The organism is Shinella sp. 20P9.1.1 (assembly GCF_057798995.1).
On record NZ_JBYOLC010000020.1, the window covers coordinates 13,187 to 28,977 of the forward strand.

The window sequence follows — 15,791 nt, forward strand, 5'->3', positions numbered from 1 at the left end:
GTCCTTACCGTCCGGATCAGACGTCTTCCTTCTCCCGCTCCGGCGTGACGACGCGCGGCTTGGCGCGTACGGAGGGGACGATCGACGGTTTGTTGACGACCTTCGGCTGCGGCGCCTTCATGCCGAGCATGGTGCGGATGCGATCGGAGACCAGCGGGCGGAAGCGGCTGGCGCGGAAGGGCATGTCGACGGCGCCGTAGCCTTCCGGACCATCGTCATTGCCGCGATAGAGTTCCATGAGCTTGATGCCGTAGAAATCGCCATCGACATAGTGGCGGTACTGGCCGGCCCAGCGGACCGTATAAATCTGACCCTTGCGAATGCCCTGGTCGATCGAGACGTTCTTGAAGCGGTCGTTGATGCAGACGACCTTCTGGCCGACATGGAATGTAGGCATGCGGTTGTCCCCCTATCGCCTGCGCTGGACCGGAAAGCCGTGCCGGCTCAGCCGGTCTTGCGGCAGTTGACGCCCGGCGCGTTCTCGCCCCTGGTCAGGTCGTAGAGCGTCGCCTCGTCGCCCTTGGTCCACCATTCGTAGCGGCCGCCGGCATATTTGGCGCCGGAGGCGGCCATGACATTGGCGGCGATGAGCGTTTCCTCGCCGATCTTCAGCACGGCCAGCGAATTGGCGCCGGCATTGATATATTCGGCGACGACGCGCTGATCTGCGTCGCACTGGTAGCTGATCGTCTCGCGCGCCACGCTCTGTTCCGGTCCGGGCAGGCGGATGACGATGTCGGTGCTGTTCTTCAGGCCGGCAAGACGGATGGCGGGTGCGCCTTCCTTGCCGGTGAGATGCAGGATACCGTTTTCGAGCTTCCAAGAAGTCACGGTGCCGAGCGCGTCGAAGAACTTCTGTTCCTGGTCCATGATGGCCGGCGCGCACATTTTGCGCGTTGCGGCGGCAGGGGCAAAGGCGATGGTGCCGTTCTGCACCTTCAGCTTGCCGCGATAGGTGTTGCAGCCGCCATTGCCGCCGTAGGATCCGTCCGGCTTGATTTCCAGCGTCGTCTGCAGATCGTCGATGACGCCGTTGCCGCCGATATCTTCGGCAAGCCAGGCGCCGCCGAGGCCGCCGGGGACCGGCTCGTCGGCATAGGCCGGAGCTGCTGCCGCAAGCACGAGGCAGGCGAGGGTCCAAACTCTCAGGCGTCGATGCACAGATTTCTCCAATCGCGTCGGGCGTAAAGGCACTTTGCGGGGACGTTATGGCTGTCCGGGCGAAAAGGTCAAGACAGGACCGGTGCGGCGACGGTTTTCCGCCGTGGCGGCGACCGCTTGCCGGGCTTGTTGCGGGCGCTTTTCGCCTGTAGAGCCAAGAATAGAACACAAGAAAAGCGCGGAAACCATCATGGCTCTCGATGCGCGGCAGACGCGCCGCATCACCATTCTCGGCTCGACAGGCTCTATCGGCACCAGTACGCTCGACGTGGTGCACCAGCTCGGCGGGCGCGACCGCTACGAGGTCGTGGCGCTGACCGGCAACGGCAATGTCGAGCTGCTGGCCACGCAGGCGAAAGACTGCGGCGCGAAGCTGGTGGTGACGGCGGACGAGAACCGCTACGGTGCATTGAAGGACGCGCTTTCCGGCAGCGGCATCGAGGCGGCGGCAGGGCGCGCGGCGCTTATGGAGGCGGCCTCCGGTGACGCGGACTGGGTGATGGCGGCGATCGTCGGCACGGCCGGCCTTGCGCCGACGCTGGCGGCTGCGAAGCGCGGGGCGGATATCGCGCTGGCCAACAAGGAATGCCTGGTTTCGGCCGGCGATCTCTTCGTTCACGCCGTCGCCGAGGGTGGCGGGCGGCTAATTCCCGTCGATAGCGAACACAGCGCTATCTTCCAGGCGCTGGAGGACGACCAGCGCCATGCCGTCGAACGCATCGTGCTGACGGCCTCCGGCGGCCCGTTCCGCACCTGGAGCCGTGAGCAGATGGCGGGCGTGACGGCGGACATCGCGCGCGCCCATCCCAACTGGTCGATGGGTCTGAAGATCTCCATCGGCAGCGCCTCTATGTTCAACAAGGCGCTGGAGATGATCGAGGCAAAGCACCTGTTTGATGTGCGCCCGGACCAGATCGAGGTGGTGGTGCATCCGCAGTCGATCATTCATTCCATGGTCGGCTATGTCGATGGTTCGGTGCTGGCGCAGCTTGGCGCGCCCGATATGCGCACGGCGATCGGCTATGCCCTGACCTATCCGACCCGCTCGCCGCTCAATGTCGACCGGTTGGATTTTGCCAAGCTCTCTAGACTCGATTTCGAGGCGCCGGACGAGGCGCGTTTCCCGGCGCTCCGGCTTGCCCGCACGGCATTGGAACGCGGCGGTCTTCAGGGCGCGATCATGAATGCGGCGGAGGAGGTGGCCTTCCAGGCTTTTGTCGGCGGACGCATCGGCTTCCTGTCGATGGCCGATATTGCCGAACAGGTGATGGACACGCTCGCCCATCTGCCGCCGGCATCCTCGATGGACGATGTCTTCGCCGCAGACGAAGAAGCCCGGCGGGTGGCCGCCGGGCTCATCTGAGGGATCAGGTTTTCGCTCTATCAGGCGACGGCGCGGGCCAGCGCACAGCGCGACCACAGCGAATGCAGGGCGCCGACGAGATGCTCGATATCGGCATCCGTGTGCAGCGGCGTCGGCGTGATGCGCAGGCGCTCGGTCTTGCGCGGCACGGTCGGGTAATTGATCGGCTGGACATAGATGCCAAAATTATCGAGCAGCAGGTCCGAGATCCATTTGCACTTCGATGCATCGCCGACCATGACCGGCACGATATGGCTCGGGTTCGGCATATGCGGAATGCCGTTGCGGTCGAGGGCTGCGCGCAGCTTGCGCACGCGTTCCTGATGGGCGAAGCGCTCGATCTGGCTGTCCTTGAGGTGACGGATCGAGGCGAGTGCACCGGCGGCAAGTGCGGGCGGCAGCGAGGTCGTGAATATGAAGCCCGAAGCGAAGGAGCGCACGAAATCGCAGAGCGCCGTGGAGGCCGCGATATAGCCGCCCATCACGCCGAACGCCTTGGCGAGCGTGCCTTCGATGACCGTCAGGCGGTGCATCAGGCCTTCGCGTTCGGCAATGCCGCCGCCGCGCGGGCCGTACATGCCGACGGCATGGACTTCGTCGAGATAGGTCATCGCGCCGTAGGCGTCGGCGATGTCGCAGATTTCCTTGATGGGGGCGATGTCGCCGTCCATCGAATAGACCGATTCGAAGGCGATCAGCTTCGGCGCCTTGGGGTCGGCGGCGGCGAGCTTGGCTTCGAGATCCCTGAGATCATTGTGCTTCCAGATCACGCGCTCGCACTTGGCGTGGCGGATGCCCTCGATCATCGAAGCATGGTTGCCGGCATCGGAAAAACAGATGAGGCCAGGGATCTTCGAACAGAGCGTGCCGAGGGCGGCCCAGTTGGACACGTAGCCCGAGGTGAAGAGCAGGGCGGATTCCTTGCCGTGCAGGTCGGCTAGTTCTTGTTCGAGCAGGACGTGGTAGTGGTTGGTGCCGGAAATGTTGCGGGTGCCGCCGGCACCGGCGCCACACTGGTCGATGGCGAGCTTCATCGCCTCGGTCACCTTGGGGTTCTGGCCCATGCCGAGATAGTCGTTGGAACACCAGACGGTGACGTCCTTCGGGCCTTCGGCCGTGTAGCGGGTCGCCTTCGGGAAATTACCCTTCTGGCGCTCCAGGTCGGCGAACACGCGGTAGCGGCCTTCCTGATGCAGGCCATCCAGCTCGTTCTTGAAGAAAGTTTCGAAGTCCATCCGGAGTCTCCTGTCCGGCGAAAACCCGGACATCATCGTCGTTGGCGGTCGTTCAATCGGCTACACCTGGGGCCGTCCTGCTGCAACGATCTCCGCTGCGGCAAATCGGCGCCACCTTTGAACCATTCCAATGTATCTTAGGCCCCCAAAGGCCATTTCCTGTTGATGCATGTCAAGTCTGCACGAAAAAAGGACGGTCTCAACCGCCCTTTTAATCGAACCAGTTTCAGGTTTTTGGTGGAAATCAGGCGGCGGCGACCGCCCGCTTGGCCATGACTTTCACGAGGTTCGCCCGATACTCGGCGCTGCCGTGGAGATCGGAGAGCAGGTCGGAGGCATCGACATCGACGCCCGCGGCCGCATCCGCCGACCAGTTGGCGGCAAGGGCCGCCTCAAGGCCGGCATGGCGGAAGACACCGTTCGAACCAGCACCCGTTACCGCCACCCGCACGCTGCCATCTCCCGCCTTTGCGATGAAGACGCCGGCCATGGCGTAACGTGAGGCCGGGTTCGGGAACTTCGAATAGCCTGCCTTGGCCGGCGCGTCGAAGGTGACGGCGACGACGATCTCGCCGGCTTCGAGCGCGGTCTCGAACAGGCCGGTGAAGAAGTCTCCGGCGGGGATTTCCCTTGTGTTGGTGATGATCGTTGCCCCCAGTGCCAGCATGGCGGAGGGGTAGTCGGCCGCCGGGTCGTTGTTGGCGATGGAGCCGCCGATCGTGCCCATATGGCGCACATGCGGGTCGCCGATATGTGCGGCGAGGTGAGAGATCGCCGGGCAGGCGGCCTTCAGCTCGGCCGAGGTCGAGACCTCGTAATGCGTGGTGGCCGCGCCGATGCGCACGCGGCTGCCGTTGACGGAGATACCCTTCATCTCGGCGATATGGCGGAGATCCACGAGGTCGGAAGGGGCGGCGAGGCGCTGCTTCATGGTCGGGATCAGCGTCATGCCGCCGGAGACGTATTTCGCCTCGTCCGAGGATGACTGCAGCTTGACCGCATCGGCGACCGAGGAGGCGCGGTGATAGTTGGTTGCGTACATGGCGTCCTCCCGTCAGTTTGCCGTTGCCCGTGCCGCCGCCCAGACCTTCTGGGGCGTTGCCGGCATGGTGAGGTCGTTGTTGCCGATGGCGTCGGTAATGGCGTTCATCAGCGCCGGCGGCGAGCCGATGGCGCCCGCCTCGCCGCAGCCCTTGATGCCGAGCGGATTGTTCGGGCAGGGCGTGATCTGGTGCGAGACCTGGAAGGAGGGCAGGTCGTCGGCGCGCGGCATGGTGTAATCCATGTAGCTCGCCGTCAGGAGCTGGCCGGTTTCTGGGTCGTAATGCACGCCTTCCAGCAGCGCCTGGCCGATGCCCTGGGCGATGCCGCCATGGACCTGACCCTCGACGATCATCGGGTTGATGATGTTGCCGAAGTCGTCGGCCGCGACGAACTGGACGATCTTGGTCTTGCCGGTGTCCGGGTCGACCTCGACCTCCGCGATGTAGCAGCCGGCCGGGAAGGTGAAGTTGGCCGGATCGTAGAAGGCGCCTTCCTTGAGGCCGGGCTCCATGCCGGACGGCAGGTTGTGCGCGGTATAGGCGGCGAGCGCCATCTGGAACCACGGCACCGACTTGTCGGTGCCGGCGACCTTCAGCGCGCCATTTTCGATGACGATATCGCTCTCGTCTGCCTCCATCAGGTGGGCGGCGATCTTCTTGGCCTTGGCCTCCACCTTATCGAGCGCCTTGACGACGGCGGACATGCCGACGGCGCCGGAGCGCGAGCCGTAGGTGCCCATGCCCATCTGTACCTTGTCGGTATCGCCGTGGACGATGGAGACGCTGTCGATCGGCACGCCGAAGCGCTCGGCGACGAGCTGGGCGAAGGTCGTCTCATGGCCCTGGCCGTGGCTGTGCGAGCCGGTCAGCACCTCGACGGTGCCGACGGCATTGACGCGCACCTCCGCCGATTCCCAGAGGCCGACACCCGCGCCGAGCGAGCCGACCGCCGCCGATGGCGCAATGCCGCAGGCCTCGATGTAACAGCTCATGCCGATGCCGCGCTTCATGCCGCGGCTTGCGGCTTCCGCCTTGCGGGCCGGGAAACCGGCCCAGTCGGCGGCCTGCATCGCCGCTTCCAGCGAGGCTTCGTAGTCGCCGGCATCGTAATTCATGATGACCGGCGTCTGGTGCGGGAAGCTGCGGATGAAGTTGATGCGGCGCAGCTCCGCCGGGGAGACGCCGAGTTCGCGCGCCGCCGTCTCCATGGTGCGTTCGAGCAGGTAGGTGGCTTCCGGCCGGCCGGCGCCGCGATAGGCGTCGACGGCCACCGTGTTGGTATAGACGGCGCGCACATTGGCGTGGATCGCCGGGAAATTATACTGGCCGGACAGCAGCGTCGCATAGAGATAGGTCGGCACGGCAGAGGAAAAGAGCGACATATAGGCGCCGAAATTGGCGATCGTATCGACCTTCAGCGCCGTGACGCGGTTGTTGGCGTCGAAGGCCATCTTGACGGTCGAGACATGGTCGCGGCCATGCGCATCCGTCAGGAAGGCCTCGGTGCGGTCGCTGGTCCATTTCACCGGCACGCCGGTGCGCTTGGAGGCCCAGAGACAGACGATCTCTTCCGGGTAGATGTAGATCTTCGAGCCGAAGCCGCCGCCGACATCGGGGGCGATGACGCGCAGCTTGTTTTCGGGTGCTACATTGTAGAAGGCGCTCATGACGAGGCGGGCGACATGCGGGTTCTGGCTCGTCGTGTAGCAGGTGTAGTGGTCCTCGGCGGAATCGTAGATGCCGAGCGCCGCACGCGGCTCCATCGGGTTCGGCGCAAGCCGGTTGTTGACGATCTTCATCTCGGTGACATGGGCGGCGGACGCGATGGCCGCATCGACGGCGGAACTGTCGCCGATTTCCCAGTCGTAGATCAGGTTGCCGGGGGCTTCCGGATGAAGCTGCGGCTGGCCGGCCTCGAGCGCCTTCACCGCATCGGTGACGGCGGGCAGTACATCGTAATCGACGACGACGGCTTCGGCGGCATCGCGCGCCTCGCCCATCGTGTCGGCCACGACCACGGCGACGGCATCGCCGACATAGCGCACCGTATCATGCGCGATCGGCCGCCAGGCGCCCATCTTCATCGGCGAGCCATCCTTGGAATGGATCATCCAGCCGCAGATCAGGTTGCCGATGCCGTCGTCGAGCATCTGCTTGCCGTTCAGCACGCCGATGACGCCAGGCATGTCCTCTGCCGCCGACGTATCGATGCTTCTGATCTTCGCATGCGCGTGCGGCGAGCGCACGAAAGCGGCATAGCGCATGCCGGGCACGAACATGTCGTCCGTATATTTGCCCTGACCCATGAGAAACCGCTTGTCTTCCTTTCGCGCAACGCGCGCGCCGATGCCTTCGACACCCATCTTCATCTCCTCCAGAGATATCGTTCGCGTGACATGCTGAAGGCGGTCAACCGGGCCGGCGCAAAGGGATCGCAGCCACCGGCAGAACCGCCGTCGGCGTTATTCCGCAGCCTGACGGCCTGCCGCACCCATTTCCTCGGCGGCGGCGAGGATGGCTTTGACGATGTTGTGGTAGCCGGTGCATCGACAGATATTGCCTTCCAGGTTTTCCCGGACGGTCTGTTCGTCGAGCTTGGCGCCATAGCGGTTGATCATGTCGACGGCGGTCATCACCATGCCGGGCGTACAGAAACCGCATTGCAGGCCGTGATTGGCCTTGAAGGCGGCCTGGACGGGATGAAGCTCGCCGTTGGCCGCAAGGCCTTCGATGGTGAGGATGTCAGCGCCTGCGGCCTGGGCCGCGAGCATGGAGCAGCTCTTTACGGCCTTGCCGTCCATGTGCACGACGCAGGCGCCGCACTGGGACGTATCGCATCCGACATGGGTTCCGGTGAGGCTGAGGGTGTCGCGCAGGAAGTGCACGAGGAGCGTGCGGTCCTCGCACTCCTTGCTCACCTTCCGGCCGTTGACGGTCATTGCCACTTTCGCCATTCGTTCCTCCCTGGCGGTTGCAGAGCCGCTGGGCCGACCGATCCGAGTGTGCATGCAGCGGGCGTCGTCGCGACGCGGGCGTGGGATCAGACGACACCAACATTCAATTCGCGTGCATTTCATTCCGGCTGGATGTCGCGCGAGGTTCTCCTCCCGTCGGCGCGACATCAACAGTCATATCATTTGACTTTTTGCGGCAGGGATCAACCGGTACTTTCAGGCGGATGCGAAATTTCTCGTGACCGGACGCGTTTGATGGACCAAACAAACGAAACGGAAACGCTGTTTATTCGCAGAACAAAAAAATAGTTTAGTCCCATGGACTTCCCGCAATCCAGCTATATTTTGGACCTCGGACAGACCTGACCGTGCAAGACGGCGGCGTGTGTTGCGTAACGTAAGAAGGGGATAGTGCGGATCCGAAAACGGACCGCATCTCAACTTTGGAGAACATCTTCATGAAGAAAGTCATTGCGCTCGTCCTGGTCGGTCTGGCCGTCGCCAGCTGCACGCAGACGGAAAAGGGTGCGGGCATCGGCGCCGTCTCCGGCGCGATCATCGGTGGCGCGATCACCGGTGACGTGCGCGGCGCTGCCGTCGGTGCTGCCATCGGCGGCGTCTCCGGCGCTGTGATCGGCTCCGTCGCCGAACAGCCCGGCCAGTGCTACTACCGCGACCGCTACGGCCGCCGCTACATCGACCGTTGCCCGTCGGGTTACTGATCCCCGTAAGCTGCAACCTATGCGAAGCCCCGGATCGTCTCCGGGGCTTTTGCCTGTCCGCCGTCGGGATAAAATGCCCTTCGGTGCTTCAAATCCTGTCCGGCACCGTGTAAAACCGCCGTTAACATTACGGAAAACCTAACGCGTTAGGGTCTTTTCCTGCCTGAAAGCTCCGGATGATCCGGGGCGCCTGAAGTCTGTGACGGAAAGCTGCCGGTCCGCCGTAAGCCCCGCACCTTACGGAGAAAGGCGACGGATAGCTGCGGATGCGGGATAAAGTGAACCGGCCGGAAAAGAGTTTTGCGTTTCTGAAAGCTGGCACCGCGCTCGCGGTGGCTGCCGCATTGGCCGTCGCGCCCCTTTCCGCCTCCCCCGCGTTCGCCTTTGAAATCTTCGGCATGAAATTCTTCGAGGACGAGGAGGATACGGCCTCCGTCATCGATCCCGTCAACTACACGCTGACGCTCGATCCCGGCACCGACGACGACGAACTCAAGGATGCGATCGAGGGGACTGCGCTGCTCAAGCAGGACGAGGGCAAGCCGGTCTCAGGCGATCTCGGCCTCGTCATCAAGGCGCGCGACGATCGCGACCGCATCCTCGCCGCGCTCTACGAAAAAGCTCGCTATGGCGGCGTGGTGAAGGTCACGGTCGATGGACAGGACCTCGACCAGCTGCCGCCCAATCCGGAATTTCCCGATCGCGGCGCCATTCCTGTGAATGTTACCGTCGAGCCCGGCCCGGTCTTCACCTTCGGCGATATCGTCTTTTCCGGCGATGCCGAGGGGCGCAATGCGGCCGATTATGGTCTCGTGCCCGGCGCCCGCGCGGATTCCACCATCATCCTCAAGGCCGGCGAGAAGATGGTCGTCGACCTCAAGGCCGAGGGCCGGCCGCTCGCCAAGCTGACCGAGCGCAACGCGACGGCGGACCACAAGACTCAGACCGTCGATGTGGTGATCGCCGCCGAGGGCGGGCCGGTGGCGCCCGTCGGCGAGGTCGGCGTGACCGGCACCAAGACGGTCGATGCGGATTTCGTGCAGCGTTATTCGCGCATCAATGCCGGCCAGCCCTATTCGCCGGAAGCGCTGAACAAGGCGGCCGAACGGCTGCGCACGCTCGGCGTCTTCTCCAGTGTCACCATCCGCGAGGCTGACAAATTGGCGCCGGACGGGTCGCTGCCGATGACCATCGAGGTCTCGGAAGGCAAACATCGCTATTTCGGCGTCGGCGCGCAGGTGTCGAATACGGATGGCCTCGGCCTGCAGGGCTATTGGGGCCATCGCAATCTCTTCGGCCAGGCCGAGTCCCTGCGCATCGAAGGCTCGGTCAGCCGCATCGGCCAGTCCGCGCTCGGCGACATGGATTATTCGACCGCCATCCTGTTCTCGAAACCCGGCGCCTTCGGCCCGGCCTCGACCTTCAATGCGAGCCTCAAGGCCTCGATCGTCGATCCCGACGCCTACAAGGCCTTCACCACAACGGCCGCGGCCGGTGTCAGCGTCGAGCTGTCCGACCAGGATACGGTCAGCGCCGGCGGCGAGGTGATGTGGAGCGGTGTCGAGGACGCCTTCGGCAAGAACAAGTACCTGACGGCCGCGATCCCGATCGAATATGTCCGCGACACGCGCGACGACAAGCTGAACCCGACCGAGGGCTACCGCGCGCTGATCAACGCCAAGCCGAGCTACGAGTTCAACCGCGGCACGGTTTTCTCGAGCTTCGAGGGGGCCATTACCGGCTACCAGGCGCTGGGCGAGGAAAAGCGTTTCGTGCTTGCCGGCAAGCTTTCGGCCGGCACGATCATCGGCGGCAACGAACTTTCCGACATCCCGGCGACACGCCGCTTCTTCCTCGGCGGCGGCGGCACGGTGCGCGGCTATGGCTACCAGGAAATCTCGCCGCGCGACGGCAAGGGCAAGATACTCGGCGGCCGCTCTTATGTCTCGGCATCCGCCGAAGCGCGTATCGGTATCACGGACACGATCGGCCTCGTGCCGTTCCTCGATGTCGGCACGGTTTCGACCGACGAAGTGCCCGATTTCAAGGATATCAGGGCCGGTGCCGGTATCGGCCTTCGTTATGCCACGCCCTTCGGGCCGCTCCGCCTCGATGTGGCGGTGCCGCTCAAGAAATATGATGGCGGAACCTCTTTCGGGGTCTATGCCGGCATTGGCCAGTCGTTCTGACGGCCCTAAATCTCTGTCTAGACTCTTGATCGGCCGTTCGATTCGGATTCAAGACGGACACGAGCGATTCTTTGCGCTCCCCGCACGCGAAATGGATGAAGCATGAACAGGCTGTCCCGAATTCTCCGCGCAACGCTCCGTTATCTCGGTTACGGCATCGTCATCCTTCTGCTTGTTCTTGTCGGGCTTGTCGGTTTCGTCGGTTTTACCGATGCGGGCGCGCGCTTTGCCGTCGCCTATGTGGAGAAGATTGCCGCGTCGAGCGGGCAGGTCGTCTCGATCAGCGAACCCTCCGGCCTGCTGACCGGACGGCTGCGGGCAAAGACGATCACCGTCGGCGACGCCAAGGGCACCTATGCCGAGGTCAAGGACCTCTCGGTCGACTGGTCGCCGTTGAGCCTGCTCGGTTTCCGTTTCGATGCGCAGCGCATTTCCGCCGCGTCCATCTCCCTGCTGCGCCTGCCGGAATCCAAGGCGGATGCCGAAAAGTCCGATACGCCCTTCACGCTGCCGGTCGAGGTGCATGTCGGCGCCTTGCAGGTGCCGGAACTGTTCGTCTCCGGCACGGTCGCAGGCCGTGACCAGCGCATCGTTCTCTCGGGCAGCGGCGATGCGACGGCCGAAAGCGTTGCGGTCAAACTCTCGGCCTCGGAAAAGGCGCGGCCGGATGCGCGCGTCGTGGCCGATATCGTCTTCAACCCGGCCGACAATCAGCTTCGCCTTGAGGCCGACGTCGCCGAGCCGAAAGGCGGCATTCTCGCCGCCTTGCTCAAGCTGCCGAACGACCCGGCCGTGGCAATTCGCCTGACGGGCGATGGCCCGCTGTCGCAGTGGAAGGGCCGTCTCTCGGCCGCGCTCGACGGCACGGAAATGCTGCATATCGACGGCCGGCACGATCTTGCGACCAACGGTTTGCATACGCTTTCTCTGGCCGGCGGCGGCACGTTCGACGCGCTGATGCCGCCGCAGCTTCGTCCGCTGTTTACAGGCGAAACCGGCATCGACGTGGTGGCCGCCTTCGACGGCACGGACATGCTGCGCATCGAGAAGGGCTCGATCTCGACGGGGGCGATGACGCTTGCCGCCTCGGGCACCGTCAGCGCCAAGGGCGCAAACGACCTCGACGTCAAATTGTCCGGCCGGGACGGCCCGATCGATTTCCGCTGGCCGCTCGCCGAGGGTGATGCACGCATACTGGTCGCCGGTGCCGATGTATCGCTGAAGGGTGAAGCCAATGCCGCGGCGCTGGGCGCCAACGCCTCCGTTGTCTCCGCCGAACTGCCGGCCGGGCGTATCGAGAACATTCGCATCAGCGCAAAGAGCGATGCCTTCAACGTGGCAAGCCAGTCCGGCCGCATCGATGCGACGGTCGAGACCGGCATGACGGCCTTTGCCAATCCCGATCTCGACCGCACGGTAAAAGGCCCCGCCAAGATCGTTGCGGCGCTCAATGTCTCGCCGACCGAGATCGCCTTCGATCCGGCAACGCTGGAAAGCGCCAGCATCGGCGGCACGCTTTCCGGCCGCTATGGGCTCGAAAGCCGCGAGGCCGATGTCAATTTCCGCCTCTTCGCGCTGCCCGCCGTGCTGCCGCCGGCGCTGACCGGCAAGATCGACACGACGATTGCCATGGAAGGGCGCGTCCAGCTTGCGAGCGATGGTGCGATCGAGCTCTCCGGCCTCAACGTGAAGTCGGGCACGCTGGAGACGACGGGCACGGTTTCGCTCGGCAAGGGCAATCTCCAGGCGGCGCTGACCGGCAAGGTTCTGGCCCTCGGCAAGCTGCTGGCCGACGCCAAGGGCGAGGCTGCTTTCGATTTTTCCGCGACCGGCCCCATCGACGGGCTCGACGTTTCGGCCAAGGTGACATCGAGCGGTGCGACGCTCTCCGGCCGCACGCTGAGCGATCTCGTGGTGACGCTGAAGGGCAAGGCCGTTGCCGACAGCCCCTCCGGCGAGTTGACGGCAACCGGTGCGCTCGACGGCCAGGCGATCAATGTGCGCTCCAGCATCGCCTCCGAAGGCGGGCGCATTTCGGTGCCGGTGCTGGAGGCGGAGATCGGGCCGAACACGCTGAAGGGTTCGCTGGCGCTGGCGCCGAACTTCATGCCTGACGGCACGATCCGCTTCGATTTTCCCGATCTCGGCTTGCTCGCCGCCATGGCCGGCCAGAAGGCGGCCGGCGATCTCTCGGGCCAGGTGGAGATCGCGACAAGCAACGGCAAGACGTCGGCGACGGTGCAGGCGTCCGGCTCGGCGATCAGCCGCGATGCTGTCAGCATCACCAAGCCGGCGGTCGATCTCGACATTGCCGACCTTGCGACCGCTGCGATTTCGGGCACGGTGCGCGCCGAGCGCGTCGCCTCGGGCGAGAACCGGCTGGAAGCGCTGAAGCTCGATTTTTACCGTGCCGGGCAGGCGACCAATTTCGACCTCTCCGGTCGCCTCGACGGTGCACCGCTCGTCACCAAGGGCAAGGTGCTCCAGCGCGACGGCGGGCTGGATGTCGCCCTGCAGGCGTTTGAAGCTGCCCCTCGGCGCATCGCCCTGAAGCTTGCCAAGGCGACGACGATCGGCGTGACGAACGGCGTGGCGACGCTCGACGGTCTGACCATTCAGGCCGGGCGCGGCACGGTCGCCGTCTCCGGCAAGGCGGGTGAAAACCTCGATCTATCCGTGCGCCTCGATGCGCTGCCGGCGGCCCTCGTCAACAATTTCGCGGCCGGCCTCGATGCGGACGGCACGATCAGCGGCACGGTGACCGTAAAAGGCAAGGCGGCCGCACCCGTGGTCAACTATGCGCTCGACTGGGGTGGCGCGGTGACGAGCCAGACGCGCAGCGCCGGCATCGGCGCGCTCACCATCAATGCCAAGGGCGCCTTCGCCAACAACCAGGTGACGCTCGACACGGTGTTGTCGGGTGGTGGCGGCCTGTCCTTCCGCGGTGGCGGCAAGGTCGATATCGGTGGCGCCACTCCGCTTGGCCTGAAATTCAACGGCACGGTGCCGTTCAGCATGCTGCAAAGCCAGCTTTCCGCGCAGGGGTTCGTGCTCACGGGCAATGCCAATGTGGACGTGACGATCGGCGGCACGGCCGCCGCGCCCTCCGTCACCGGCAGCATCACGGCAAGCGGCGCCCGCCTGGTCGATGTGCGCCGCAATCTGGCCGTCGAGAACCTGACGATCCGCGTGACCATGAACGGCAAGCAGGCGGTGATCGAGGCCGTTTCCGGCAAGCTGTCGAGCGGCGGCCAGCTTTCGGCGAAAGGCAGTGTTGGCATCGATCCGGCGAGCGGCTTCCCGGTCGATGTGGCGATCAAGCTCGGCGACATCGTCTATGTCGACGGCACGCTGGTGACGGCAAACGTCGCTGGCGACCTGACACTCAAGGGGCCGGTGGCGAACCTCGCGCTCGGTGGCAAGGTGCATATCAACAAGGCGAGCGTCGTCATTCCGCAAAAGCTGCCAGCGTCGCTGTCCGAGATCGCCATCAAGCATCGCAACGCGCCCGCGGACGTCAAGCGCATGACGGCGGATGTCAATCGCGATCAGGGCGGGGATGGCGCTGCGCGCGGCATTGCGCTCGATCTGACGATCGAGGCACCCGGCCAGCTCTTCGTGCGTGGCCGCGGCATCAATGCGGAACTGGGCGGCAGCCTGAAGGTGACCGGCACGTCCTCGTCGCCGATCGTTTCCGGCGGTTTCGAGCTGGAGCGCGGGCGCATGGAAATCCTGACGCGCCGGCTTGATTTCACTTCCGCTCACATCGGCTTTGCCGGCGGGCTGGTGCCGACGGTCAATCTCGTTGCGGGAAGCTCTGCCGGCACGACGGAAATCACCGTCACGGTTGCCGGCCTCGCCAGCAACCCGACTGTCACCTTTGCGTCTTCACCCTCGCTGCCGCAGGACGAAATCCTCGCCCAGCTGATCTTCAACCGGTCGATGTCGAACCTGTCGGCGGTGCAGATCGCCCAGCTTGCCTCGGCGGCAAGCCAGCTGGCTGGCGGCAAGTCGACGGGGCTGCTCGACAGCCTGCGCAGCAAGCTCGGCGTCGACGATCTCGACATCACCACGGATGCGGAGGGGCGCGCGGCGGTTTCGGCAGGCAAATATCTCAACGAGCGGACCTATATCGAGCTGAAGCAGGACCCGGAGACGAACGGTGCCAAGGCCGTGATCAATCTCGATGTCGGCCGCGGCCTGAAGCTGCGCGGCGAGGCGGGCAGCGGCGGCAGCGCCGGGGCGGGCATCTTTTACGAAAAGGAATATTGAGGCTGTCGAGTGCCATGAGGAGGCCCGCCGTGTGCGGGCTTTTCTCCTGAGGCTCAACAAAGTGCCGGACGTTTGAAAGATTTTAACCAGGGCGTGCATAGGATCGATCCACGACGCAGACCAACCTGGAAAGATTCCGATGACCTCCATCCCTACGGCCACCTTTGCTGGCGACACGCTCGAAATCATCGCATTCCGTCTGCATGAGCAGGAATTCTGCGTGAAGACGACGACGATCCGCGAAATCCGCGGCTGGGCGCCCTCCACGCCGATCCCGCATTCGCCGCCTGACGTTATCGGCGTGATGAACCTGCGCGGTACGGTCATCCCGATCATCGACCTCGCGCACAAGCTCGGCATGAAGAGCACGGAAGCCAATGAGCGCAGCGCCATCGTGGTCGCCGAAGTGCACAGCATGGTCGTCGGCCTGGTCGTCGATCGCGTATCCGACATCCTCACCATCCGCAGCGAACAGATACAGCCTGTGCCGGAAGTGACGACCTCCTTCGACAAGGCCTATGCCGAGGGCATCATCGCCCATGAAAACGGCATGATCTGCTTCCTCAACCTCGCGCGCATGTTCAAGGAACGCGACATGGACGACATGGCGGCCTAAGCGCTCGCCGCACCCGCTTTGAAATTGCAAACCGCCGCGCCCACGCACGGCGGTTTTTTGTTGCCTACAGGTTGATACAACTTCTGGGGGATATTGCGAGTGGTCTGAAAAAGGTCTTCCTGACGTAACGTAAGCAACATGAAGTTGTCTGCAATTGTAAGCTATTGTTATGTAAGCGAACTTAAAATTCACCTATTGATTTTCATCAATTGTTAAAGCTGTCACTCCATCTTTGA

General features: G+C 64.1%; 11 protein-coding genes. 5 read left to right on the forward strand and 6 right to left on the reverse strand.

Annotated features, from left to right (window positions below; translation table 11 throughout):
- Positions 1-16: 16 nt before the first annotated feature.
- Both AC27VQ_RS24050 and AC27VQ_RS24055 read right to left on the reverse strand, forming a co-directional pair.
- Positions 17-397 carry a CAP-Gly domain protein gene (locus AC27VQ_RS24050; RefSeq protein ID WP_488718307.1) on the reverse strand — a complete coding sequence of 127 codons (381 nt, stop codon included), beginning with the start codon at positions 395-397 and terminating at the stop codon, positions 17-19.
- A 47-nt stretch (positions 398-444) separates the two neighbouring features.
- Positions 445-1,161 (reverse strand): META domain-containing protein, encoded by a 717-nt coding sequence (locus tag AC27VQ_RS24055; protein WP_488718308.1) that lies wholly within the window; start codon positions 1,159-1,161, stop codon positions 445-447.
- Between the two features lie 190 nt (positions 1,162-1,351).
- Here AC27VQ_RS24055 and dxr point away from each other — a divergent pair, with 190 nt between their 5' ends.
- Positions 1,352-2,524: a 1-deoxy-D-xylulose-5-phosphate reductoisomerase gene (gene dxr, locus AC27VQ_RS24060; RefSeq protein WP_488718309.1), complete on the forward strand. Its 1,173-nt coding sequence runs from the start codon at positions 1,352-1,354 to the stop codon at positions 2,522-2,524.
- A 20-nt stretch (positions 2,525-2,544) separates the two neighbouring features.
- On the opposite strand, the gene hemA is transcribed toward dxr, so the two are convergent.
- From hemA to AC27VQ_RS24080, 4 genes are all read right to left on the reverse strand, one after another.
- A complete protein-coding gene (gene hemA, locus AC27VQ_RS24065; RefSeq protein ID WP_488718310.1) occupies positions 2,545-3,759 on the reverse strand; it encodes a 5-aminolevulinate synthase in 1,215 nt (404 codons plus the stop codon).
- A 244-nt stretch (positions 3,760-4,003) separates the two neighbouring features.
- A complete protein-coding gene (locus AC27VQ_RS24070; RefSeq protein WP_488718311.1) occupies positions 4,004-4,801 on the reverse strand; it encodes an FAD binding domain-containing protein in 798 nt (265 codons plus the stop codon).
- Between the two features lie 12 nt (positions 4,802-4,813).
- The gene (locus tag AC27VQ_RS24075; RefSeq protein WP_488718312.1) at positions 4,814-7,165 is read right to left on the reverse strand and encodes a xanthine dehydrogenase family protein molybdopterin-binding subunit; all 2,352 of its coding nucleotides are present in this window, start codon (positions 7,163-7,165) and stop codon (positions 4,814-4,816) included.
- A 99-nt stretch (positions 7,166-7,264) separates the two neighbouring features.
- A complete protein-coding gene (locus AC27VQ_RS24080) occupies positions 7,265-7,756 on the reverse strand; it encodes a (2Fe-2S)-binding protein (protein ID WP_488718313.1) in 492 nt (163 codons plus the stop codon).
- A gap of 458 nt (positions 7,757-8,214) precedes the next feature.
- Here AC27VQ_RS24080 and AC27VQ_RS24085 point away from each other — a divergent pair, with 458 nt between their 5' ends.
- The 4 genes from AC27VQ_RS24085 (at position 8,215) to AC27VQ_RS24100 (ending at position 15,555) form a co-directional block, all read left to right on the forward strand.
- Positions 8,215-8,478, forward strand: coding sequence for a YMGG-like glycine zipper-containing protein (locus AC27VQ_RS24085; protein ID WP_117371935.1), 264 nt, complete (start codon positions 8,215-8,217; stop codon positions 8,476-8,478).
- A 266-nt stretch (positions 8,479-8,744) separates the two neighbouring features.
- Positions 8,745-10,667 carry an autotransporter assembly complex protein TamA gene (locus AC27VQ_RS24090; RefSeq protein WP_488718314.1) on the forward strand — a complete coding sequence of 641 codons (1,923 nt, stop codon included), beginning with the start codon at positions 8,745-8,747 and terminating at the stop codon, positions 10,665-10,667.
- A 102-nt stretch (positions 10,668-10,769) separates the two neighbouring features.
- Positions 10,770-14,939 carry a translocation/assembly module TamB domain-containing protein gene (locus AC27VQ_RS24095; protein WP_488718315.1) on the forward strand — a complete coding sequence of 1,390 codons (4,170 nt, stop codon included), beginning with the start codon at positions 10,770-10,772 and terminating at the stop codon, positions 14,937-14,939.
- Between the two features lie 139 nt (positions 14,940-15,078).
- Positions 15,079-15,555, forward strand: a complete 477-nt coding sequence (locus AC27VQ_RS24100; protein ID WP_313522294.1) for a chemotaxis protein CheW — start codon at positions 15,079-15,081, stop codon at positions 15,553-15,555.
- Positions 15,556-15,791: the final 236 nt, after the last annotated feature.